The organism is Pseudomonas sp. LBUM1679, assembly GCF_059695565.1.
Genome location: NZ_CP166774.1, coordinates 4,797,612 through 4,820,667 on the forward strand (window position 1 = coordinate 4,797,612; position 23,056 = coordinate 4,820,667).

Sequence of the window (23,056 nt, forward strand, 5' to 3'; positions counted from 1 at the left end):
GCGCATCTTACAGCTCACCTTCCTTAAAAGCAAATGATTTTTTTAATCAAATCAACTACTTAGACCAAGAACAACTTCGAGTTGCTCGTTAGCGGGAGGCAAATAATACAGTATTAAAGTACGTGGTCAACCCCCACCCAGAAATTCTTTTTCCATTCCAAAAAGCCCAGGGGTTGGCTTGCAGATGCGCTACAACAATACATAGAACTCTGGAGCCCTCACAGGAAGCGAGCGAATGTGGATGAAACACAAACTCTGCGTCGCCAGGTGGGTCCGGTTCGCATCCGCTTCGCTCGTCATGGTAGCCCCCGGTGCAGTCGCAGAGGATCTCGAACCCAGGTCCTACGCCAATACGCCGGTCGGTATCAATTTCCTGCTCCTGGGCTACAGCGATCTCGACGGCAACGTGACGGCCAACCCGTCAATCCCGCTCGAGGATGCCAAGCTCAATATAAAGACTGTCGTGTTTGCCTTTGCCAGATCCCTGGATGTCTGGGGCCGCTCCGGAAAGTTCGATATCGTCGTGCCTGAGGCAAGGTTGACGGGCTCCGCCCTGCTCGCCGGTGAACCCAGGGAGCGTAAGGTTAGCGGTTTGATCGATCCAAGACTGCGCTTCTCGGTCAACTTGTATGGCGCCCCGGCGATGTCCCTGGCTGAGTTCCCCAGCTATCAACAGGATGTGATTATCGGCGCCAGCCTGGCGATCACGGCGCCGCTCGGCCAATACGATGACAGCAGGCTGATAAATCTGGGCAACAATCGCTGGTCATTCAAGCCCGAACTCGGGATTTCCAAGCGCCTGGGGCAAGTGACCCTGGAATTATCCGGCGCGGGCACCTTTTACACCGACAATGACGAGTTACTCGGCGACCACGTACTGTCCCAGGACCCGATTTACCAGGTACAGGGGCATCTTATCTATGCCTTTCGCAACGGAGTCTGGGCGTCGCTGGATACGACCTGGTTCGCTGGCGGGAGCACCTCGGTCGATGGGGTCGGTAACCACGACTATCAGGAAAACACCCGCTACGGATGCACCCTCACGCTACCGTTGAACCGGAACCATTCCCTGAAGCTGAGTGCGAGTAATGGCGGGCATACCCGCACGGGCAGCGAATACGATGCCATTGGCATCATCTGGCAGTATCGCTTTGGCGGAGGGCTTTGAAGCATAGGATTTACGCTGCATCGAAAAGAACATCGAAAGGGGACGGATGTATTTTCATCGAAAGGGGACGGATGTATTTTATGAAAAATAAGTCCGTCCCCTTGCCTCTGCAGTCCCCTTGCCTCTGCAATCAATGTGCTCGAGGTGGCATGAACGCGAAACACGCACACCTCCTCGATACCGCCAGAATCAGTCAGACATTCGTCGCTCCCGGCCAGCCGGCCTGATGCAAGGCTTTGAGCAGTGTCTGGGCATCCAGGCCCGGCACGGCATGGCCGTTGCCTTCGGCGGTGTCGGCGGCCAGCAAGGCATTGATGATCGCTTCCTCCACGGCTTCGGTGGCGGCCAGGAACAACTCACTGATGTGGTCGTTGTTGACCATGCTCAGGTTGTCGGTCGTTGGCGCGCGCTTGCTTTCATAAGCGGCCGGCGGCATGTGATTGCCGGTGGCGAAGGCGATGAAGATGTCACCGCTGTGGTCTTCATTGCCGCCGCCGGTGCGGGCCAGGCCGAGGCTGGCGCGTTGGGCGAGACGGGTGCATTGATGGGGCAGCAACGGCGCATCGGTGGCCAGGCAGACGACGATCGAGCCCATGCCTGGATGCGGCAAAGACGCTTTGAGGAACGGCGAGTCGGCCTGTTCCATGTAGCGTCCGACCGGGTAGCCGTCGACGCGCAGTTCGTTACGGATGCCGTGGTTGGCCTGGACGATGGCGCCAACGGTCCAGCCGCCCTGGGCACTGCTCAGACGCCGTGATGCGGTGCCGATGCCGCCCTTGAATTCATGACAGATCATGCCGCTGCCGCCGCCGACCGCACCCTCGGTCACCGGCCCGCCCGCCGCGGCACCCAAGGCTTCGGCGACGTGTTCAGGTTTCACATGGAAGCCGTTGATGTCATTGAGCAGGCCGTCGAAGGTCTCCAGCACCACCGGCATGTTCCAGTAGAGGCGCCCGTCGTCCGGCTGCTGCTCCCGATCCAGCACAATCAGCGCATCGCGCACCACGCCCAGGCTGTGGGTGTTGGTGAAGGCGATGGGACTGGTCAACAGGCCGGCCTCGCGAATCCACTCCAGACCTGTGGCGTCGCCGTTGCCGTTCAGCACATGGACGCCGGCAAAGCACGGTTGCTGGCTGGTGGAACCCGCTCGCGGTTCGATCACCGTGACACCGGTCAGGATGTCGCGGCCGTTGGCGGTGCGGCCTCGCACATTGCTGTGGCCGACGCGCACGCCGGGCACATCGGTGATGGCATTGAGGGGGCCGGGGAGCAGTTGGCCGAACCGAATGTTCAGGTCACGGGCACGTGGTCTTATCGTCACTTTCATGATCTCTCTGTTTTGTTTGATGTGTTTCATGAAGGGCTTGGCCAGTCGGCAGCAGGGCCGGGGCTGCTCATCAAGCGCCGGTCTTGACCGTGTTCCAGGCACGGGTGCGCACGCGCTCCATCTTCAGCGGCAGTGGTTCAAGCGGAAACAGCGTGTCCAACACTTGCCTGGACGGATACACACCCGGGTTGTCGCGGATTTTCTGCTCGACAAGCGCGGTGGCATCTTTGTTGGCGTTCGGATAGCTCAGGTAGATGGATGACTCGGCGATGACTTCGGGGCGCAGCATATAGTTGATGAAGGCCAGCCCTTGCTCCGGGTTCGGCGCATCGTTGAGCTGCACCAGACTCTCCACCCACACCGGGGCACCTTCGCGGGGAATGCTGTAGACGAGGTTGCGATGGTTGCCAGCCAGCTCGGAGGCTTTTTGCGCATCGGCGACACCCCCCGCCCAGCCCAGCACGACGCAGATGTTGCCATTGGCCAGATCGGAGATGAACTTGGAAGAATCGAAGTAGACGATATGGGGACGCAGTTTCAGCAGCAGTGCCTGGGCTTTTTTGTAATCCTCCGGGTTCTGGCTGTTGTAAGGCAGTCCCAGGTAGTGCAACGCGATGGGAATGACTTCGCTGGGGGCGTCCAGCATGGCCACACCGCACTGACTCAGTCTGGCCAGGTTGTCTTCCTTGAAAATCAGGTCCCAGGAATTGACTGGCGCATCCGGGCCGAGTATCGATTTAACCTTGTCCGCGTCATAGCCGATGCCCGTGGTCCCCCACAGATAAGGGGCCGCATAGGCGTTGCCGGGATCGTTGCTCTGCAACTTGGCGAGGATGTCGGGGTCGAGGTGCGACCAGTTGGGCAGCTTCGAGCGATCGAGTTTTTTCAGCACACCCGCTTTGATCAGGTTCGGCAGCAGGTCGCCACTGGCAACCACGACGTCATAGCCGCTGCGGCCGGCCATCAGTTTGCTTTGCATGACGTCGCTGTTGTCGAACACATCGTACACAGCGCTGATGCCCGCTTCTTTCTGGAAGTCTTTCATCGTGTTCGGGGCTATGTAGTCATACCAGTTATAGATGTGCACGCTGGATTTGGCAGGCTCGTCGGCCTGGGCGCAGGCCAGGCCGACACTGAACAGCGTGACCAGGACGAATGGCATGTAGCGAGTCGCTTTCATCGGGATGCTCCAGAGCATTGGCGCCGGGTCCAGGGACTCGAGCACTGCTCCTGCTAGTGTGTGAATTATTGTTGTGGCAGGGTCAACATCGAATCAAGAAGGTGGGGTACACCCCTCGCGCCTGGTTCAGGGGATCAGTAGTTCACGTCGACCATCACCGTGCTCAATCTGCTCGCCGATCAGGAGCAGGCGGCGGTCACTGAGGTAGTCGTAGTCGCGGCGGGCGGTGCGCAGCAGGTCAAGATCCAGCTCTACCACCTGCCGACACTCCTCGCGCCCGGCTTCGAATAACGTTCGCCCGAAGGGATCGATCGCTGCACTCCCACCGGCAAACACCAGGCCTTCATCGCCGTCGCCGACTCGATTCACCATCACCGCGAATGCCTGGTTTTCCTGAGCGCGAGCCATGATCGCGGTACGGTGGACAGGGCCGTAGGGATCCATATTGCCGTTAGTGACCAGGATCAGCTCGGCGCCGAGTTGGCCGAGGGCTCGAGCACTTTCCGGCAACTCGATGTCGTAGCAAATCAGCAGCCCGACACGCACGCCCTTCCAGAGCGCAGTGGCATAGCGGTCGCCCGGTTGGAACAGGCCGCGTTCCGACGGCCAAAGGTGAGTCTTGCGATAGTGCAAGGCGACCCTTGTGGCGTGATCAGCAGGGAGGTGTTGTAGAAGAGGCCGCCGTCGTTCTCAGCCATGCCAACCACCACCGCGACGTTCCGTTCCCGGGCGGCGCGCTGCACGGCCTGCACACTCGGCCCGTTCAGGGGCTCGGCGACTTCGGCGAGCTGTTGCGCGCTGGCGAATCCCATCAAATGGGTTTCCGGAAATATCAGCAGATCGGTATCCGCCGCGCAGGTAGCAATGGCCTGCAAGGTACGCTTCAGGTTATAAGCGGTATCGCCATCGCGACCGGTAAGTTGTACGAGTTCAATCTTCATCGATGATCCTTTCACGTGTTGTGGGCTCGCAATCGCCATACTCAACAGCACCCGCCAGGGCTGGATGAAGTATGGAGAGCCATAAAACGGAAAGTAATCACATCGATGGGGTAACCCCGTATGGGTAGACACGTGAGCATTACAGTGCAGGACATGGCCTGGCACCAGGCGATTGGCAAGCTGATCGAGGCTCTGGACCGGCCTGGTTTCTGGCTCGCCCTGGTGCGTCTGCTGGACAGATACATTCCGGTGGACAGTTGGGTCGTGCTGATTTTCAGCAATGGCCGTCCGCAGGTGCTCGCCGAATGCCCAGGCAAGGATGGTGGGCCAGACCCGCTCTTTCAGGATTACCTCAAAGGCCTGTATCTGCTCGATCCCTTTTACCTGGCCAACCGGGAAGCACCGCAGAACGGTTTGTTCTGGCTAGCCGACGTGGCGCCGGAGTGCTTCGAGCAGACTGACTACTACCAACGCTACTTCCGCCTCAATATCGTTGCCGACGAAGTCCATATCAACGTCCAGCTGGACGCGGAACGCACCCTCAGCCTGTCACTGGGCAGCGAGGCCCGCTTCAGTCCAGAGCAGACCGCCCTCCTCACCCTCATCCAGCCTTGGGTCGCCGCCCTGATGCGTCAGCGCATGGCATTCGAGCGGGAAGTGCTGGAGCAGGCCGCGTCGCCGGCGCCACGCTGGCAGAGCTGGCTCGACTCCACTGACCAGCAGTTGGACACACCGCTCTCCGCCCGCGAACTTGAAGTCGGCCGGCTGATGCTCAGCGGCTGCTCGAACAAGGAGATCGCGCGCAAGCTGGCGATTTCCGCCGAGACGGTGAAGGTCCATCGCAAGCATATGTACAGCAAACTCGGGATCAAATCTCAGTCCGAGCTGTTCTCTCTGTTTCTGAACGCGCAGGGCTGAAGTCGCAAGGGTCAATCAGTGTCCGAGGTTGCCTGGCAGCCTCAACCATTGACCAGCGCATTCAGCTGGCGATAAAGCTGTTTGGCCACCACGTAGCCATTATCCTGATGCTGCGCACGACAGAAGGTCTCGCTGCACCACCACCCCTCGTACCCAGTCGCTTTCACGGCCTGCGTCCATGCCTTCAGGTCAAGTATTCCGCGTCCGGTGACCACGTCACGCAGCACTGTTTCATCAGGCACTCCGGCGGTAAACGGCAACGAATCGCAGACATGAACCCCATAGATATGGCGTTTGTCGATTTTGGCGAGGTCATCCGGGTTGGCACCGCTGGTGTAACAGTGCCAGTAATCGATGACGATTTTCAGGTTGTCCCGGTCGGCGCGTTCCAGCGTTCGGACCTGTTGCTCAAGTGTCGACAGCGGGGCCCAGGACAAGGCTTCCAGGTAAACGATGAGACCCGCTTCTTGAGCTCGATCCGCCAGGCGCTGCAAATTGCTTGCAGTCCGGGCGACCTGCTCCTCTTCGGTGCTGCCCAACAAGCCGCTGTAACGTGCAGTGCGACCATCACGTCGATATTCGACCACGGCGCGGTAATCCAATGGGCCCGTGACCAACTGCACGCCTTTTGCGCCAACGGTGGTCGCGAGCTCGTACAATTTTTCGGCCTGGTCCATCATTTCCCGCCCCTGCTCACCCGTGCGCTCGATATCCAATAGCGCGCCTATACCCTCAACCTGCAAACCGTCCAACGACGCCTTGAGTTCCCTCTGGCTGTACCCGGCTTCCAGGTATGCCCGTACCGGTCCACTGGTCAATTCGATCGAGCTGAACCCGGCACTGCGCGCAATGTCCACCTGCATGATGAAGTTGCAGTGCCTGGCGGCTGTCGTATTGAAGGTCAACCTGTTTTTTTGCTGCGCCATGGAGTTACGCCCTGATCAGAGTGGATGGAATTCTATCGCCAGCCAGATCGCATCCGAGTCGGACCAATAGCGGTGCCAGGGATAGGTCGGGTTGCCATCTTGATCAACATGAGTAAACGGATCGTGGGTGTAGCCGGGCGACATATGGATCTGTTTGTAAAGCGTCGTGTCGTCACGCTCGAGGAATTTCTGGATTCGCCCCGTGCCGTGGATTTGCGTATGAATTTCCAGGAAAGGATGTTCGTTATGCAGATAACAGTCGGTGTTGGCCGGGGCCCACCACAGGTTCAGGCGGATGCCGTACTGTCGAAGGTCGGTAGGCTCCTGCCGTTGATTGGTGAACGCGAAAGGGTCGAGTGTGACTGCGCCGATCTCGTCGTAACGTGAAATATAGAGCGGTGTGGTTCGCGGAAATTTAGCGAACCGATTGCCAAACCAGTCCCATTCGCCGAACACCAGGCCACCCAGGTTAACCTCGCTACGCACACGAAAAACCGCAATACGGGCTGCCTTCACGATGACGGCCGCAAACAACTCGGTCGACTTCCACCCGGGTACAACGCTTGGAACCGGCCCGCCGATGCTCATGGGTGTGTGGTCCAGGTTCACCACTACACCGCCCGGCACGTTGAAGTGGTCGACGTTCTCGACGAGGTAACACTCCACGAACTGATCCGAGAATTGCAGTTCCCGTTTCTGATTGGTCTGCGCCATGGTTGTGCCTCACTTGCTGAATCAGTTGATGCAACACACCGCCCTACAGGCGGCGTGTTGTCAGGAGGAACGTTTAGAAGCCGCGATTTTTCACATACTCATCGCGCAGGTCACCCAGGTAGGCGGGGACGGTAATGTCCCACCAGCCGGTCGGGTGCATGTTGCTCCATGGACGCTCGATCGAGGTGATCGCTTCGATGACGTATGGCCGACCGGACGCCAGTGCGCGCTCGACGGCAGCGCCAATCTGCAATGGGTCGGTCACGCGCTCGGAAGCTGCACCCAGCGACTTGGCAAAGTCCGCGATATGCGCTTCCCACGATGCGCCATCGGGGGTGCGAAAGTCGGTGATCATTTCGCGGTCTTCACCGAACATGTTCAGCTGCAGGTTGCGAATCGCTGCCCAGCCGCCGTTGTTCATGATCAGGAAGATCGCCGGCACTCCCATCATCACCGCCGTTGCCAGTTCCTGCCCGGTCTGCAGGAATGCACCATCACCACAGATGGCGACTACCGGCTGGTTGGGCGCGCCCATCTTGGCGCCGATGGCGGCGGGTACGGCGAAACCGATACCGGAAAATCCACCTGGGGTGATGTGCTGCTTAGGGCCATAGACAGGAAATTCGTTGAACACCTGGTTCTGCGGGTTGCTGGAATCGGTGACGACAATGGTGTCCCGTGGCAGCACCTTCCTGGCCTCGAACAGCACTTGAGAAACCGTCATCGGCGACTGGTTGCACGTACGCAACGGGTGCAGATGCTCTTCCCATTTACCTTTCAGAGCCTGCAAGCGCTGGAACATGGGCGATTTGCTGTAGTCCGCTGCCGGGGTCGCTGCACGCAGTTGCTCCAGCAGTGCGGCAAGGATCGGGCCTGCATCACCGACAATGCCGATTTCCGCCGGGTAGTTCTTGCCGATTTCGAAGCCGTCGATATCGATCTGGATCAGCTTGGTCTTCGGAATATCGAACGTGACACCGGGACGATAGGACGAGGTGATACGGTCACTGAAACGACAGCCGATGGCCAGGATGACGTCGGCTTCGCGGGTCATGGCATTGCCCGGAATGGACCCCAGGTCGCCGCAAGGCCAGGCGTACAGCGGGTGATCCTCCGGGATGGAGCCCTTACCCATGAAGGATGTCGTCACCGCCGCACCGATATGTTCGGCGATCCCCACAAGGTCCGCACTGGCGTTGGCCGCGATCACACCGCCACCGGCCATGATCACTGGCCGCTCGGCGGACAGCAACAGCTCGACGGCGCGGGCAATGTCCGCCGGATCGCCGTGCAGGCGGCCATGGCTGCGATGTGCCTGAGGCGCAGGCAGCGGCACTTCGGCGTACTCGGCTTGCAGGTCTTGCGGCAGGTTGATCAGTGCCGGACCCCGGCGTCCTTCCAGCATGACATTGAACGCCTGGGTCATCACGCCTGGCAGTTGTTCGACATGGCTCGGCTGCCACCAACGCTTCACCACCGGCTCCGCCATGCGCGGGAAGTTGTCACCGTGCGGACGATCAAGCTCCTGCAGCACGCCTTTGCCCATCATGTAGGTGTGCACACCACCGCTGATCACCAACTGAGGGATCGAATCGGCGAATGCCGTCGCAATACCGGTCAGTGTGTTGGTGGCGCCAGGTCCAATGGAGGCACACACCGCAGCAATCTGGCCACTGGCTCGATAAAACCCGTCGGCCATGTGCGAGGCGCCCTGCTCGTGCATGGCGGGAACCAGGGTGATTTCCTCCTTGCGATCCACGAAGGCGTCGAGTAACGCGGTGTTGCCGTGGCCTGGAATACCGAAGACATAGGGGACTTTCTCACGGATCAGGTACTCGACCACGATCTGCCCGCCTGTCATTTTTTTTGTATCAGTCATGTCCTGCTCCTGCTGTGCCTAGAGGGTTACGTGAGTCAGCGCCGATAGCGAAATCGTGCGCGAGAATGTGGTCTGCTGCCCGCAGCGCTTGCGCCACGATGGTCAGTGCGGGGTTGACTGCCGCGGACGACGGCATGAAAGAAGCGTCGATCACAAATAGATTGGCGTGATCATGGCTGCGGCAATAGGTGTCCAACGCAGAGGTGCGTGGGTCATTGCCAAAGCGCACGGTGCCGCACTGGTGTGCCGTGGAATGCTTGAGCAACGGTTTGGTCAGCACGATCGGGTAGCCGGAACCGCGCAGCAGTGCTGCCAGACGCTTCACCAACTGTTTATGCGGGGCAAGGTTGTTGCGGCGGATAGCCAGCTGGATCTTGCCGTCCTTGATCAGCACTCGACTGTCCGGGTCGGGCAGGTCTTCGGAAAACGCGATCCAGTCAATACTGTGCCGGGCCATGCTGCTGCCGACAGCCTTTGGCAGGAAGGGAACGTTGGCCGATAACATCCCTCCCTGCAGCTTGCCGAGCATCTGGGCGTGCCCCAGAGGGAATGGATAGTCCGGCGCGCCGAAGTAGAACTCGTTCATCGCCAACGTCTTCTGGAACGTCGTGGTGTTTTCCCGAAACGAAATGCCCATCAAGGCCGTCTGGTTGTGCGCCATGTAGTGCCGACCGACCACATCGGAACTGTTGGCCACGCCGTTGGGCGCTGCCGGGCATGCCGAGCGCAATAACAACGCTGCACTGTTGACTGCGCCACAGGCCACGACAACGAGCTTGGCCGTCAGGGTTTGGGATTCGCCCTCAATATCCACCTCCACGCCGGTCACTGTTGTGCCGTCGGCGCTCAGCACCAGACGTTTGACCAGGGCGTGGGTCTGCAGGGTGACGTGTCCTGTGGCCAGCGCGGGGCGAACCAGGGCGGTCTCGGCTTCGAGTTTGGCCGCCACTTTGCAGGGGAAACCATCGCAGGTCTTGCACAGGATGCAGCTACCCGACGAGGTATAGTCAACCGCCAACGGCAGCGCCGAAGTGCGGGCACCGGCACGACGCATTGCCGACGCCATTTCGGCCACTATCGGCTCGTCAGCTACCCGTGGATAAGGATACGGGTGGCTGCGCCAGGGTGCAGTCGGATCATCGGCGTCATCGCCATGCACCTTGAACAGCTTCTCGGCTTCGTCGTAATAGGGTTCAAGCTGCGCATAACTGATCGGCCACGCGGGGGCGACCCCTGCTTCGTGCTCGAGCGCCTCGAAATCACGTTCGCGAAAACGGATCATCGAACCCCCGTAGAATTTTGTGCAGCCTCCTACGTTGTAGTAAATGCTGGGGCGAAATTCAGCACCGTTGGCATCCAGCCAACTGTCGTGGGCCGTGTAACGCTTGTCGAAGAATACAGACGCCACGCTCCAGTTTTCCTCTTCACGAGGAACCCAGTCTCCGCGCTCAAGCATCAGCACGTTCACCCCGTTTTCAGCGAGGCGTCGGGCAGTGGTTGCACCACCGATTCCGCTGCCAATCACAATGACGTCGGGTTGTACTTTCATCTAAGCCTTCGCCTCTTTATTTTCGGGTCATTAGCTTTGCTGTCACGGTTGCGTTGAACGCCACAGAATTATTCGCCGCCCCGTACTTCCACTCAATTTCGCAACCGTTGAAAAAGCCGACGCACACTGACGCACTTTCCTTCGTGATAGCGTGCTGGCGGGACTTTCAGCGAGACGTGACCAGGCATAGCGCGTCACCCGGAGCGTTTGTCGGGGCATTGGCAATGGTTTTGATAGGGGGGGGTGCTGCGGAATTCAGGGGGCAGCGATCAACTGTGGCGAGGGAGCTTGCTCCCGCTGGGTCGCGCAGCGGCCCCCTGTGTCCCGGCAGCAAGATAGTTTTCACAGGTTTTACGACTGCTGCGCAGCCGAGCGGGACGGTGCGGCGATCCGACAAGCTCCCTCGCCACAGGAGATGTAAATCTACCGGCGAAAAACCGAGGGTTGCTCAGTCCTTGGGGAAATCAACCCAACCCCGGCGCTCATGGGAAGCCACGCACAGTTGTGATAACAGAACGCCTCGCACGCCCTGGTCAATACCGGGGATCGGTACCGGCGTGCTGTTGCGCCATCCTTCGCCGGCGTCCAGCGCCTGAGCGAAGTCGGCATAGAGCACCGCCAATGCCTCAAGATACCCCTCGCTATTGCCGGCCGGCAGGCTCGAATCAGCCAGGGTCTGTGGCATGTTGTCGGACTGGCCGCGCCGGTAGATCCGGTCCGCTTCGTTAATGGGAGTGAACAGCAAAGTCTCCGGCGCTTCCTGGCGCCACTCAATCGACGCCTTGCTCCCGATGATCTTGAAGCGCAAGCCATTGCGATGCCCTGGCGCCGCCAGGCTGGCCCACAGCAAGCCGTCGACGCCGCCTTCGAATTCCAGCTGAACCACGTCGGTATCGTCCATCTGCCAGCCCGGCACCGTCGACGTCAGCTTGGCGCTCAGCGCCGTACAGCGCAGCCCACTGAGAAACTCCAACATGTTGAACGCATGGGTGCCGATGTCGCCGAGCGCGGCGGTCGGGCCGACTTTGGCCGGATCACCGCGCCAGGCCAGGCTTTTGCCGAGTTCTGCAGTGCCTGCCGCCAGCCATTCGAGCAGGTACTCGACGTACATGAAACGAATATCGCCCAACTCGCCGGCCTGAATGCGGCTGCGAGCGTCCCGTACCATCGGATAGCCCTGGTAGGTATAGGTCAACGCCAGAAAAGTATCGTGCCTGGCGGCAATGCGCTGCAGGTCGCGAGCCTCATGCTCGGCATTGACCAGCGGTTTGTCGCAGATCACCGGAATCCCGGCCTCCAGAAACAACTTGCAAGGCAGGAAGTGCAAATGGTTTGGCGTCACGATGACCACGGCCTCCAGACGGTCCGCTCGCGCAGACTCCACCTGCGCCATGTGCTCAAAACTTTCATAGATCCGGTCCGGCTCCACGCCCAAGGCTTCCCCCGCCTCGCGCGCCGTGGCCGGGTCCGAGGAAAAAGCACCCGCCACGATCTGAAAACGATCGCACAACCGCATGGCTGCACGGTGATAACTGGCGAAATATGCGCCCTTCCCTCCTCCCACCATGCCTACCTTGATCTTGCGCTTGCCAGGGATGTCGCCGGTTAGCCTGGGCATTTCTGATGCTCCTTGTTGTACGATGAATGGGTTGATCAGAACGGCTGACTCAGCGAGTGACCGGTAGCGCCTGTACTTGCCGCTCCTTGCGTCGGCTGCTCATCAGCATCGGGCCGAACACGGTCAGCAAGACCGCCAGCACCAGGGGGACGTAGAACAACGCGCCAATACCGAAGACGGTCACCACATACGAATAGGCCGCCGGGCCGCCCAATAATCCGGCAAACCCGACGCCGTTCACGATGCCGACGTTGCGCCCGGCATTTTCAGGATCCTTGCTCCCCGCTGCGGACACCAGCAAAGGCGCCACACAAGCCAGCCCGAGACCGAGCAAAGCGAATCCGGCCATTGCCACATGGCCGTCATGACTCAAGGTCGAGAGACCCACGCCCACAATCGACGTCACACCGCAGAAGAACATCATGCGCGCACGGCCAATCCGCTCCGCCAGCCAATCCCCGGTCATACGCCCCACAAAACCCGCACCGGTGAACAGGCTGATACCCAGTCCCGCCGTGGAGATACCCAGGCCGGACTCACGCATCAGGAACTCCTGACCCCAATCGCTGACGGCGCTCTCGCTGATCATGCCGGCGATCATCAGGGCGCCCAGCCCCACCATCAGCGCGGTGATTTTGATGTCTACCGGCGTTTGAGGTTCTGGCTTCCTTTTAGTGTCGACAGCGCTCAACAGTTCGTTCTTGGCCAACAGAAAATGGCTCATTACCAGGCTCAACGTCGCCAGACTCAATCCGGCAACGGTGAAAGGGATAATCGCGCTTTCTTCAGACAGACCCGCCAAATAGCTGGCAAGAATGCCGAACACGAACCCACCCAATGAAAAGCAGGCATGAAACGACGACATGATGGGGCGCTGATAGAAGCGCTCGATTTGTACACCGTGAGCATTCAGCGCTGTATCCGTGGCGCCACGCAGTGTTCCTAAAACGATGCCGAACATCATCGCGAACCAATACTGGTCAGCGAGGCCCAGGCCAATCAAGGACAAAGGGTAAGCCAGCAATGTGCAGCGGATCACGGTGCGTGGGCCGAACAGATCGACCAACCGGCCAACGGCAAAGGCGCCAACCGTGGCGCCGATGGCGATGCCCAGTGCCACCATTCCGAAGTCGAGGTCGCCTAAAGCGCCTTGCATGCCCAGCCGATTCCTGAAGGCACTGACGCCGACTGACCAGGTATAGAACAGGGCGCCAATAATCATGAACCCGGCAAAATTCGCCCAGCGCGCCTTGCGGATGCGTGGGGTGACCAGGGAGTTGTCGCGTTTATTGGTAAACATCAATCACCTGTCGAGGGCGCTCATACTCGCCCCTTAGTTATTGGTATAAATGGCTCGACGCCATAGACAGTGATGTTGCAAAGAACCCGTGTTGACGGGTAATGACTGGAGTATCCGCAGGCAAGTGCGTTTTCTCAATTTCGCACTTGCCCCTGGAGTGACGCACATTGACGCACTTCGAATCCAGCGCCCTTCACGTTGGCGGGCTGGCTCACAAACCGCCTGATGACAGACGGTCTGTCGTGCGCCAAACGGCTAGTTCACGTTGGCATGGAAAACGTCGCACCTTCACGCACGTTCGCCGACGGCCAGCGCTGAGTGATGGTCTTGCGTCGCGTGTAAAACCGCACGCCATCGGGGCCATAGGCATGCAGGTCGCCAAACAGCGAACGCTTCCAGCCACCGAAACTGTGTGAAGCCACGGGTACCGGCAAGGGAACGTTGATACCGACCATCCCCACTTGAATGCGATCGCTGAAGTAACGGGCCGCCTCACCGTCGCGGGTATAGATACAGGTACCATTGCCGTACTCATGGTCATTGATCAGTTGCATGGCCTCATCCATGGTTTTCACGCGAATAACCTGCAGCACCGGGCCAAAAATTTCTGCACGATAGCTGTCCATGTCGGCCGTCACCGCGTCTATCAACGTGGCGCCAACAAAGAAGCCGCCCTCATGCCCTGCCACCCGCGCATCACGACCATCGACCACGATGCGCGCGCCTTGCTGCTGGGCGCTACTGATATAGCCAACAACCTTGTCCCGATGCTGAGCCGTAATCAGCGGCCCAAAATCATTGCTGGCGTCACTGTGCACGCCGAATTTCAGCCCTTGCATGGCTTCGGCCAGCTTGCCGATCAACGCGTCGGCAACGGCGTCGCCCACGGCCACGGCCACCGACAACGCCATGCAGCGCTCACCGGAAGAACCGAACGCTGCACCCAGCAACGAGTTGACCGCATTGTCCAGGTCGGCATCGGGCATCACGATCGCGTGGTTCTTGGCGCCACCCAGTGCCTGGCAACGTTTTCCTTGTGCGGTCGCCGTGCGGTAGATGTATTCGGCGATAGGCGTCGAACCCACGAAGCTCATGGCCTGTACTCGCGGATCGAACAACAGCGCGTCAACCGCCTCTTTGTCGCCATTGACCACATTGAGCACGCCAGGTGGCAGCCCGGCTTCATGCAACAGCTGGGCGATGTACAGGGTCGCACTCGGATCGCGCTCGGAGGGTTTCAGTACAAAGCAGTTACCGCACACCAGTGCCATGGGCACCATCCACAACGGCACCATGACCGGGAAGTTGAATGGCGTCACACCCGCCACGACCCCCAAGGGCTGAAACTCGCTCCAGGAATCGATGTTCGGCCCGACGTTGCGGCTGTGCTCGCCCTTGAGCAACTCCGGAGCACCGCACGCGTACTCGACGTTTTCGATGCCGCGCTGCAATTCACCGGCGGCGTCATGGCTGATCTTGCCGTGCTCTTCACCAATCAATTGGCAAATTTGCGCAGCGTTTTGCTCCAACAGTTCCTTGAAGCGAAACATGATCCGCGCGCGCTTGGCCGGCGGCGTATCGCGCCAGGCCGGGAATGCCGCGTCCGCCGCGTCGATCGCCGCCTGGACGGTGGCTGTGGTGGCCAGGGAAACCTGGCGTTGCACCTGCCCCGTTGCGGGGTTGAATACGTCCTGGGTCCGGCCCGCGGGTGTAACCATTTCGCCGTTGATTAAATGTCCGATGGTGCTCATGGAAATCTCCGAAACAAGGTGAAGGATCTGACGCAGCGGTGGTTAATCCCAAAGCGCGCGGTAAAGCTCGATCATTTGATCGACGTCGGGTACTTGCGGGTTGTTGCCAGGAGAACCGGACGCCAATGCCTGCTCGGCCATCGTGGCGACCACTTGATCGAAACGCGCGCGATCGACACCAAACCCGGCCAGTGTTGGCACGGCTAACTCGGCATTGACCTGCTGCAGAAACTCGATCAGCCGTTTGCCCGCCAATGCATCGTCGTCGCCCGGTTGTGCCGCGCCCATGGCTCGCGCGCACGCGGCATAACGTGGCAAGGCCGAGGGCAGCGACCAGGCCGTGACCGAGGGCAGCAAAATGGCGTTGGAGAGCCCGTGCGGCACATGAAAGAACGCGCCAATGGGTCGGCTCATGCCATGCACGAGTGCGACCGATGCATTGGAAAAGGCGATACCGGCCAGGGTCGCGCCCATCATCATGGCCTCCCGCGCACGCTCATCCTGGCCATCGCGATAGGCCTTGATCAGGTTCGGCCCCAGATACGCCATGGCCGCGAGTGACTGGCTATCGCTGTACGGATTGGCCTTGCGGCTGACGTAAGCCTCGATGGCATGGGTCAAGGCGTCGATGCCGGTATCGGCAGTCGTCCGCGCTGGCAGGCTGAGCGTGAGCCTGTAATCGATCAGCGCTGCCACGGGCATGAAGCCGATGCCCGCGCAGAGCAGTTTTTCGTCGGTCGTCTCATCGGTGATGATCGTGAAGCGCGTCACCTCCGACCCTGTGCCTGCCGTGGTGGGAATGGCGATCAAGGGCAGACCGGCTTCATTGACCTGACGCGGGAATCGGTAGTCACGGATCTGGCCACCGTATCTGGCGAGAATCGCCATCGCCTTCGCACTGTCGATGGGGCTGCCACCTCCCAGCGCCACGATAGCGTCGAAGTCGCCATCACGAAGACGCGCAACGCCGGCCTGAATGGAGGCGGCGGTCGGTTCCGGCACCGTTTCGGCAAAAATCTCGCTGTCGATACCACGCGTCGCAAGAATGTCGTGCAGGCGTTGCGCCTGACCCAGCTTGACCATCACCTGATCGGTCACGATCAAAGGTCGGCGGCAACCCAGTGTGCCGAGCACATCGGGCAGTCGCAGGCTTGCATCGGCGCCAATTTCCATGATGCGGGGCAGGATGACAGGGACTGACATATGACCACCTAAAATTGATTAATTGTTCAATACCGATATGAAATGTATCGGTATAAGAATATTATGTCGATAGGCAGGCAAAAAAAAGGAGCACCGCCAGTCGGTGCTCCTTCTTGAGAAAGGCGAAAAGTATGTTCAATCCTGCTCGGCAGGTTCCTCGACCAAGATGCGCAGCTGCTCGGCGGCATGACGAAGCGCCGGTTCAAACTCCAGTAGCTGTTCGAGGCTCTTGCGGATGGTCGGAGCGTGGGTAAACAGACAGGCGATCAAGCGTCCGTCATGGTCTTTGACCGGCACCGCGCAGGCGACCATGCCATCGACGAACTCTTCATTGTCCACCCCGATATCGCGAAGGCGGGTTCGTTTGAGTTCTTCCTCCAGCTGCTCGGCGTCGGTGATGGTATTGCGGGCCATACGCTTGAGCGCCAGGCTATCGATAATCTGCCCGCGCCGGGCTTTGGAAAAGCTGCTGAGGTACAGCTTGCCGCTGGCCGTGCACCACATGGGCACATGGGCCCCCACGGGAAGGTGCAACTGCAGCGGCCAACTGCTCTGAACGCGATCGTAATACACCATGTCGATGCCATCGGGCATCGCAATACCGCAGGTCTCATCGAGGGTTTCGCACAACTGCCGCAGGATTGCCTGGCGCTGAGCCTTATGACGGCCGGCGTAAATCACGCCTACGGCAATCTGATGCAGTCGATCGCTGGGAACGATCCCGCCGCGCATATTGGTTTGCAAATAGCCTTCTGCCTGTATCTGCTGCAGCAGGCGATGCACACTGGGCTTGGGAATGTCGAGCAGATAGGCCAGATCCGCCGGTGACAGTGCATGATCCGCCTGAACCACCGCCTCGATGATGTCCAGCGCACGGGTGATGGAGGAGCCTTTGTTTCGGGAGTTCGGACTATCGGTCATAGGGCAAAGGCCTGAGTTCGGAATGCGGCAATTCTTGCGCAGCATGGCCCGGATGTCTAACCGCGCTGAAGTGAGGGTGTGGCGTAGAATGTGCTTGAATCTGCTGTAAGAACCATCGATACCTGCTTTGCGTACATCAGGGAAGCCCTGAACACTGGATGATGATTTGCTTCTCTGTTTCCAGATGGCGCACTTGCCATTACCCGACACACCGGTTGAGGAGTCCTATTGATCATGCCTGTAGATACCGCCCTCTCACATGGCGAGCGCAACCAAGTGCGCAACGACCTGCAGGGCAACGTCCAGAAAAACCTCGCGACGCTGGTGGAATCATGCAGGTCGGTCGCCGACATGTGCCGCAAGGTCGACGTTAACCGCCAGCAGTTCAACAAATACCTGGCGGGCCAGCACGTGCCCTCGCAGAAGATCCTGCAGAAAATTGCGCGTTATTTCATGATGGAAGCGGAGGATCTTTTCCGCGCGCCGGCCGACTTCAAGAAGTTCTATGAAGGCTTCGAGAACGAATTGCCCATCGGGCTCAGGGCGTCGTCGCAGTTCAATCATTTCCTGCCGCTGGCCAAGCAGTCCGCCGAGTTGCTCGACGACTACCTGGGCGTTTACTACCGCTACCACAACTCCTCGATCTACAAAGGCCGGATCCTGCGCTCCGTGACCTGCCTGTACCGGGCAGAATCGATGGTGCAATACGTGACCGTAGAACGCTTTCCGCTGCTCGACGGCAGCGGCAAGATCGGTTACTCGTTCACCTATCATGGCTTCTGCCTGCTGCTCGGCGATCGCCTGTTTCTGGTGGACTTTGAAGGCAAGCAACGCAATGAAATCACCTTCTCCATCCTGACGCCCCAGCACCGCAGGCCGATCCGTTTCCTTTACGGCCTGGTCACCGGTGTCGCCTCCAGCTCTTTCCGCCAGCCGTTTTCGACGCGCATGGCGTTGGGATTTGCGAACAAGGGGATGATCACTCGACAGCATCTGCGCAATGCCACGGTTCTGCTGCCCAGCGATCTGTCGCTGCCGCTGGAAGTCCGTGAGTACATGACCGGTGATAACTCGACCATCGTGTGGGGTGGTCAGGACTGATAGCCGACCTGCGTTTTGATCCTCTGCAGGCGCTGTGTTGGACTGTGTTGGAGCTATGTAGGAGCTGTCGAGTGAAACGAGGCTGCGATCTTTTGACTTTGTTTTTTTAAAGACAAGATCAAAAGATCGCAGCCTCGTTTTACTCGACAGCTCCTACAGGGGCGGGAAGATCAAAAGATCGCAGCCTCGTTTCACTCGACAGCTCCTACACAGCTCCTACACATTGCGCGTCAGGGCCGCAAAGACATCGCGTTCCCGCGATATCACCCAACCGGTTGCGATGCCTTCATCAGGCAGAAATCGCTCGCTTCGACACGCTGGCAGCCTCACGCAATGGCGGAAAACCGCGAATGATGTCCGAAGCCCGTTCACCGATCATGGTGCAGGCAGCGTTAGTATTGCCCGACACAATGTTGGGCATGATCGAAGCATCGGCCACCCGCAGATTTTCGATGCCCCTGACTTTCAGTTGCGGGTCGACGACACTCATGAAGTCGGTGCCCATCTTGCACGTGCCAACCGGGTGCAATGCCGCACGGGCGTTGCGTCTCAGGTACGCCCCCAACTCCGCGCGATCGACGAATGTGCGCCCTGGGTAATGCTGAGCGGCAACGTAGGCGCTGAATGCTGGCTGGCTCATGATGTCCTGGCCGATCAGATAACCTTCGACCAGGCGCTCCAGATCATAGGGGTCGGTCATGTAGTTGGGTGCAATACGCGGCAGTTGCGACGGCTCGGCGCTGCGCAACGTGACACTGCCGCGTGAGCGCGGTCGCACGTGTTCAAAGTTGAGGGTGCAACCGGTACCGCCCGGCACGCTGTCGGTCCCCTCCTCGATGCCGGCACCCACCAGGAAAAAATACTGCAAGTCAGGCATCTGATCCGTTTGCGAGCCGCGAGCGAACAAACCGCCCTCGATCAGGTTCGAAGCGATCGGGCCGCTTCGTGCCACCAAGTACTGCAAGGCCGCCCAGGCTTTCCAATGGGCTTTTTTATAGCGGTCATAGCTGTGCACATTCTTGAGTTGGTAAATCTGCGACATCTCAAGATGATCCTGCAGGTTCTCCCCTACGCCCGGCACATCGGCATGCACCTTGATGCCCAACGCGGTGAGCGCCTCTGCCTGGCCAATGCCCGATACCATCAAGAGCTTGGGTGAATTGATTGCACCGGCCGACACAATCACTTCCCGATCAGCCTTCATCGTCAGCAGGTCGCGGCCGACGCTGTATTCCACCCCGATCGCACGGCCGCGTTCAATCAGGATGCGTGACACCCTGGCCCCTGTGATCACTTTAAGATTGCTTCTGTGCATGGCCGGGCGAAGGTAAGCACTGACAGAGCTGACGCGCCGACCGTTCCTGGCCGCTACCTGATAGTAACCACATCCGTCCGGCTTCCCGGAATTGAAATCCGGGTTGAACGCGAACCCGGCCTGTTGGCACGCCTGCAACCATTTGCGCGTCAGGGGGTGAACATGGTTGTTGAAAGACACGCCTAACGGTCCCCCCATGCCATGCGCTTCGTTGCAGAAATCGGAGTTGTCTTCACTGCGCCGGTAGTAGGGCAAGATATCTGCATACCCCCAGCCGGTGGCTCCACTGCTTGCCCACTCGTCGTAGTCGCCAGGGTTCCCGCGGGCATACACCATGCCATTGATGGAGCTGCCGCCACCCAGCACACTCGCCTGGATCATCGTGTCCCCCGGCGCGCGGGCGAAGTCGGCAGGCGAGTCCCAAGGGTATCGTTTCAGTAACGGGCCCTGACAGGTTTTGTAGTACGTACCTGGAAAACGAATGTAGGGATTTCGATCCGCTGGCCCTTCTTCAAGCAGCACAACCTGCACGGCCGGGTCTTCAGACAGTTTAGCCGCCAGGATACAACCGGTAGTACCACCACCGACGATGACATATGAGGGATGCCGAGACATATCACGCTTCCATTTTCAGGAGAGAACAAAGGGTGTCGAGACCGCTCGACACCTGGCAACCGAGCGATCACAGCACCCGGTACACCCGCTGTGGGCTATAGGTTTTGCAGGTCTTTGACGATGCGGTCAGCGGCTTGTTGTGAGGTCATCGATGGGGTGTTGGCGAAATGGGTAATCACATCCATCAACACGCCGCGTACGTCACGGTCCACCGCAATGTTCTCGATGAAGGACGGCAACATGCCGCCCGTGGCCTGGTTGGCTTTGCGGTCGGCCAGGTTGATTTGGGCGCAGCTGTCAAACTGCTCCGCCGGCACGTCGGTGATAGTCGGAATGGAGCCTTTGCGACGACTGAACTCGATCTGCACCGCCGGGTCGATCACCAGTCCAGCGAAAATTTTCTGCGTGGCTTGACGTTGAGGATCGCTCTGGGTGAAGAACGCCAGTTCGTCAGTCAAGTAGACAAAGTTCTGACCGGTACCGGGCGAACTGGCACACAGAAAATCTGCTCCGGGCTGCTTGCCGGCGCGCAGGAACTCGGCTTTGGCGAAGTCACCGATGAACTGAAAAGCGGCCTTGCCATCGATCACCATCTGCGTCGCCGCATTCCAGTCCCGGCCGATACGGTTCTTGTCGGAGAAGTTGATGAGCTTGCGGAACTGATCGAACACTTTAACCATCGTGGCACTCTTGATGGCTTGCGGGTCGTGTTCGATGATGGCCTTGTTATAGAAATCCTTGCCACCGACGCCCAGGATCACCGACGTGAACATCTGGCCCTCCTGCCAGTCTTCGCCGCCCAATGCCAATGGGATGACACCGTCTTTCTGCATGCGCTCAGCCAGCGCATTGAACGCCTCCCATGTGGTAGGCAACTCACCGCCATACCTGGCCAGCAACGCCTTGTTGGCCCACATCATGTTTTCCCGATGCTCAACCAGCGGGATGGCGTAATAGGACCCTTTGTACATCGCCACCTTGCGCATTTCCGGTGACAGTTTCTGGTCCCAGCCCTGCTCTTTCGCCTGGGCATCCAGGTTGGTCAACACATTCTGCTCGACATAGGCGTGCATGAGGTTGGGGACCGTCTGGGTGACGTCGGGCAGATTACCGGCTGACAATCGGGCCTGAAGCGCTTGCTGTTGGTTGTTGCTGTTATTGCCGGCAATAGCGGAATCCTGCCATTCGAGCCCCGCCTTCTTGACGGCGTCTTTCAATGCGTCCAATGCATAGGCCTCACCCGCAGACGACCAGGGATGAACCACTTCGACTTTTGGCTCAGCGGCGACTGCGAATTGAGTGCTGAGCAAGAATCCCAACAGGGTGTTGGCCAGCACATTGCGTTTGCGGCTGATTGCCTGAGTACTCCAAACATTCGTTGTGTTGTTCATCACATTTCTCTTCTTTTTTGGATGGGGAGATGGCAGTTGATAAAGCAGCAGGCGTCCTTTGCCAGCCTGGACAGGTGGCGACATCGGCCATGGCGCAGACACGGTTTTATTGAAAGAACAACGTCAGGGGTCAGCGGGGAATCCGCTGCTCGGTCGAGGCATCGAACAGCAATGTCTTGTGGGTATCGATGGCCAGGCCAACACGTTGCCCTGGGGTGCCGACACCCGGCGCGAATCTCGCCATCAGGGTTTCGCCGCTGGCCTCGAGCAGCACGAAATTATCCGAGCCCGTCGGCTCGACCACGTCCACCACCGCATCGATCAGCCCAGGCGCAGAGCCTTGCTCGGCGAAGGCAAGCCACTCGGGGCGCACCCCCAGCACAACCTGGGCGCCCATGCAGGCTTTGAGATTTTCGCTGAGTGGGCCCAGGTTGATGCGCAAGCCGGATGAGGTCCGGGCGCTCCCTCGAAAAACGGCATCCGGGCCTTCGGCCTCAAGGGTGCCGTTCAGACAGTTCATGGACGGTGAGCCGATAAAACGCGCCACGAACAGGTTGCTCGGTTGCTCGTAAATCGTCTGCGGTGAACCGATCTGTTGAACCTCACCGCCCTTCATCACCACGATCCTGGTCGCCAGGGTCATCGCTTCGATCTGGTCGTGGGTCACATACACAGTGGTGGTCTGTTCGCGCTGATGCAGCTTCTTGATTTCAGCGCGCATGTCCGTGCGCAACTTGGCGTCCAGGTTCGATAGCGGTTCATCGAACAGAAAGATCTTCGGTTGGCGCACCATCGCCCTTCCCATGGCAACCCGCTGGCGCTGACCACCGGAAAGCTGTGACGGTTTGCGGTCAAGCAACTGGTCCAGCTGCAGCACGCCCGCCACACGCTTGACGGCCTCGTCCTGCTCCTGGCGCGAAGCACCGCGCACCCGCATGCCAAAGGTCAGGTTACGACGCACGGTCATGGTGGGATACAGCGCGTAGGACTGGAACACCATGGCAATGTCCCGGTCCGCAGACTCGATATCATTGACCACCACACCGTCGATCAGGATTTGCCCGCTACTGACCGGAGCCAGACCCGCAATGGCACTCAACAGGGTGGACTTGCCACACCCCGAAGGCCCCAACAACACCAGAAAATCCCCGTCCTCCACATCAATGTTGATGCCCTTGAGGGTACGCAGATCGCCGTAGTGCTTTTCCACATTACGAATATTCAGAGATGCCATTTCAC

General features: G+C 59.3%; 18 protein-coding genes and 1 pseudogene. 4 read left to right on the plus strand and 15 right to left on the minus strand.

From position 1 onward, the window contains the following. The first annotated feature begins 241 nt into the window (after positions 1 to 241). Positions 242 to 1,168, plus strand: a complete 927-nt coding sequence (locus ACA062_RS21830; RefSeq protein ID WP_497452957.1) for a transporter — start codon at positions 242 to 244, stop codon at positions 1,166 to 1,168. Positions 1,169 to 1,361: 193 nt separating this feature from the next. Here ACA062_RS21830 and ACA062_RS21835 read toward each other — a convergent pair whose 3' ends face one another. The 3 genes and pseudogenes from ACA062_RS21835 to ACA062_RS21845 all read right to left on the minus strand — a co-directional run bounded on the left by ACA062_RS21835 (position 1,362) and on the right by ACA062_RS21845 (position 4,616). Further along, positions 1,362 to 2,483, minus strand: a complete 1,122-nt coding sequence (locus ACA062_RS21835) for a DmpA family aminopeptidase (RefSeq protein WP_497457474.1) — start codon at positions 2,481 to 2,483, stop codon at positions 1,362 to 1,364. Between the two features lie 82 nt (positions 2,484 to 2,565). Further along, a complete protein-coding gene (locus tag ACA062_RS21840) occupies positions 2,566 to 3,675 on the minus strand; it encodes a polyamine ABC transporter substrate-binding protein (protein WP_497452958.1) in 1,110 nt (369 codons plus the stop codon). 126 nt (positions 3,676 to 3,801) lie between these two features. Next, a pseudogene (locus tag ACA062_RS21845) lies at positions 3,802 to 4,616 on the minus strand (carbon-nitrogen hydrolase family protein). 15 nt (positions 4,617 to 4,631) lie between these two features. Between ACA062_RS21845 and ACA062_RS21850 the strand changes: the two are divergent. Continuing rightward, positions 4,632 to 4,730, plus strand: coding sequence for a protease modulator HflK N-terminal domain-containing protein (locus ACA062_RS21850; RefSeq protein WP_497452959.1), 99 nt, complete (start codon positions 4,632 to 4,634; stop codon positions 4,728 to 4,730). 18 nt (positions 4,731 to 4,748) lie between these two features. After that, the gene (locus ACA062_RS21855) at positions 4,749 to 5,534 is read left to right on the plus strand and encodes a helix-turn-helix transcriptional regulator (RefSeq protein WP_497452960.1); all 786 of its coding nucleotides are present in this window, start codon (positions 4,749 to 4,751) and stop codon (positions 5,532 to 5,534) included. 41 nt (positions 5,535 to 5,575) lie between these two features. Here the strand turns inward: ACA062_RS21855 and ACA062_RS21860 are convergent, their stop codons facing one another. The 9 genes from ACA062_RS21860 to ACA062_RS21900 form a co-directional block, all read right to left on the minus strand. After that, on the minus strand, positions 5,576 to 6,460 hold the full coding sequence (locus ACA062_RS21860) for a sugar phosphate isomerase/epimerase family protein (RefSeq protein WP_497452961.1): 885 nt from the start codon (positions 6,458 to 6,460) through the stop codon (positions 5,576 to 5,578). A 15-nt stretch (positions 6,461 to 6,475) separates the two neighbouring features. Next, on the minus strand, positions 6,476 to 7,174 hold the full coding sequence (locus ACA062_RS21865) for a hypothetical protein (protein WP_497452962.1): 699 nt from the start codon (positions 7,172 to 7,174) through the stop codon (positions 6,476 to 6,478). A gap of 73 nt (positions 7,175 to 7,247) precedes the next feature. Then, positions 7,248 to 9,053 (minus strand): thiamine pyrophosphate-binding protein, encoded by a 1,806-nt coding sequence (locus ACA062_RS21870; protein WP_497452963.1) that lies wholly within the window; start codon positions 9,051 to 9,053, stop codon positions 7,248 to 7,250. Then, the gene (locus tag ACA062_RS21875) at positions 9,046 to 10,602 is read right to left on the minus strand and encodes a GMC family oxidoreductase (protein ID WP_497452964.1); all 1,557 of its coding nucleotides are present in this window, start codon (positions 10,600 to 10,602) and stop codon (positions 9,046 to 9,048) included. The genes ACA062_RS21870 and ACA062_RS21875 overlap by 8 nt, the downstream gene beginning before the upstream one ends. Positions 10,603 to 11,050: 448 nt before the next feature. Further along, complete coding sequence (locus ACA062_RS21880; protein WP_497452965.1) at positions 11,051 to 12,220, minus strand: Gfo/Idh/MocA family protein; 1,170 nt, start codon at positions 12,218 to 12,220, stop codon at positions 11,051 to 11,053. Positions 12,221 to 12,269: 49 nt separating this feature from the next. Then, positions 12,270 to 13,520, minus strand: a complete 1,251-nt coding sequence (locus ACA062_RS21885; protein ID WP_497452966.1) for an MFS transporter — start codon at positions 13,518 to 13,520, stop codon at positions 12,270 to 12,272. Positions 13,521 to 13,780: 260 nt separating this feature from the next. Next, positions 13,781 to 15,271 (minus strand): CoA-acylating methylmalonate-semialdehyde dehydrogenase, encoded by a 1,491-nt coding sequence (locus tag ACA062_RS21890; protein ID WP_497452967.1) that lies wholly within the window; start codon positions 15,269 to 15,271, stop codon positions 13,781 to 13,783. Positions 15,272 to 15,313: 42 nt separating this feature from the next. Then, on the minus strand, positions 15,314 to 16,474 hold the full coding sequence (locus ACA062_RS21895) for an iron-containing alcohol dehydrogenase (protein ID WP_497452968.1): 1,161 nt from the start codon (positions 16,472 to 16,474) through the stop codon (positions 15,314 to 15,316). Between the two features lie 135 nt (positions 16,475 to 16,609). Further along, positions 16,610 to 17,395: an IclR family transcriptional regulator gene (locus ACA062_RS21900; protein WP_497452969.1), complete on the minus strand. Its 786-nt coding sequence runs from the start codon at positions 17,393 to 17,395 to the stop codon at positions 16,610 to 16,612. Positions 17,396 to 17,629: 234 nt separating this feature from the next. Between ACA062_RS21900 and ACA062_RS21905 the strand changes: the two genes are divergently transcribed. Then, a complete protein-coding gene (locus ACA062_RS21905) occupies positions 17,630 to 18,496 on the plus strand; it encodes a helix-turn-helix transcriptional regulator (RefSeq protein ID WP_497452970.1) in 867 nt (288 codons plus the stop codon). A gap of 289 nt (positions 18,497 to 18,785) precedes the next feature. Here the strand turns inward: ACA062_RS21905 and ACA062_RS21910 are convergent, their stop codons facing one another. From ACA062_RS21910 to ACA062_RS21920, 3 genes are all read right to left on the minus strand, one after another. Then, entirely contained in the window at positions 18,786 to 20,426 is a 1,641-nt protein-coding gene (locus tag ACA062_RS21910) for a GMC family oxidoreductase (protein ID WP_497452971.1), read from the minus strand. 95 nt (positions 20,427 to 20,521) lie between these two features. Beyond that, positions 20,522 to 21,817, minus strand: a complete 1,296-nt coding sequence (locus tag ACA062_RS21915; RefSeq protein WP_497452972.1) for an ABC transporter substrate-binding protein — start codon at positions 21,815 to 21,817, stop codon at positions 20,522 to 20,524. 130 nt (positions 21,818 to 21,947) lie between these two features. After that, positions 21,948 to 23,051, minus strand: a complete 1,104-nt coding sequence (locus tag ACA062_RS21920; RefSeq protein ID WP_497452973.1) for an ABC transporter ATP-binding protein — start codon at positions 23,049 to 23,051, stop codon at positions 21,948 to 21,950. Between the last annotated feature and the right edge of the window lie 5 nt (positions 23,052 to 23,056).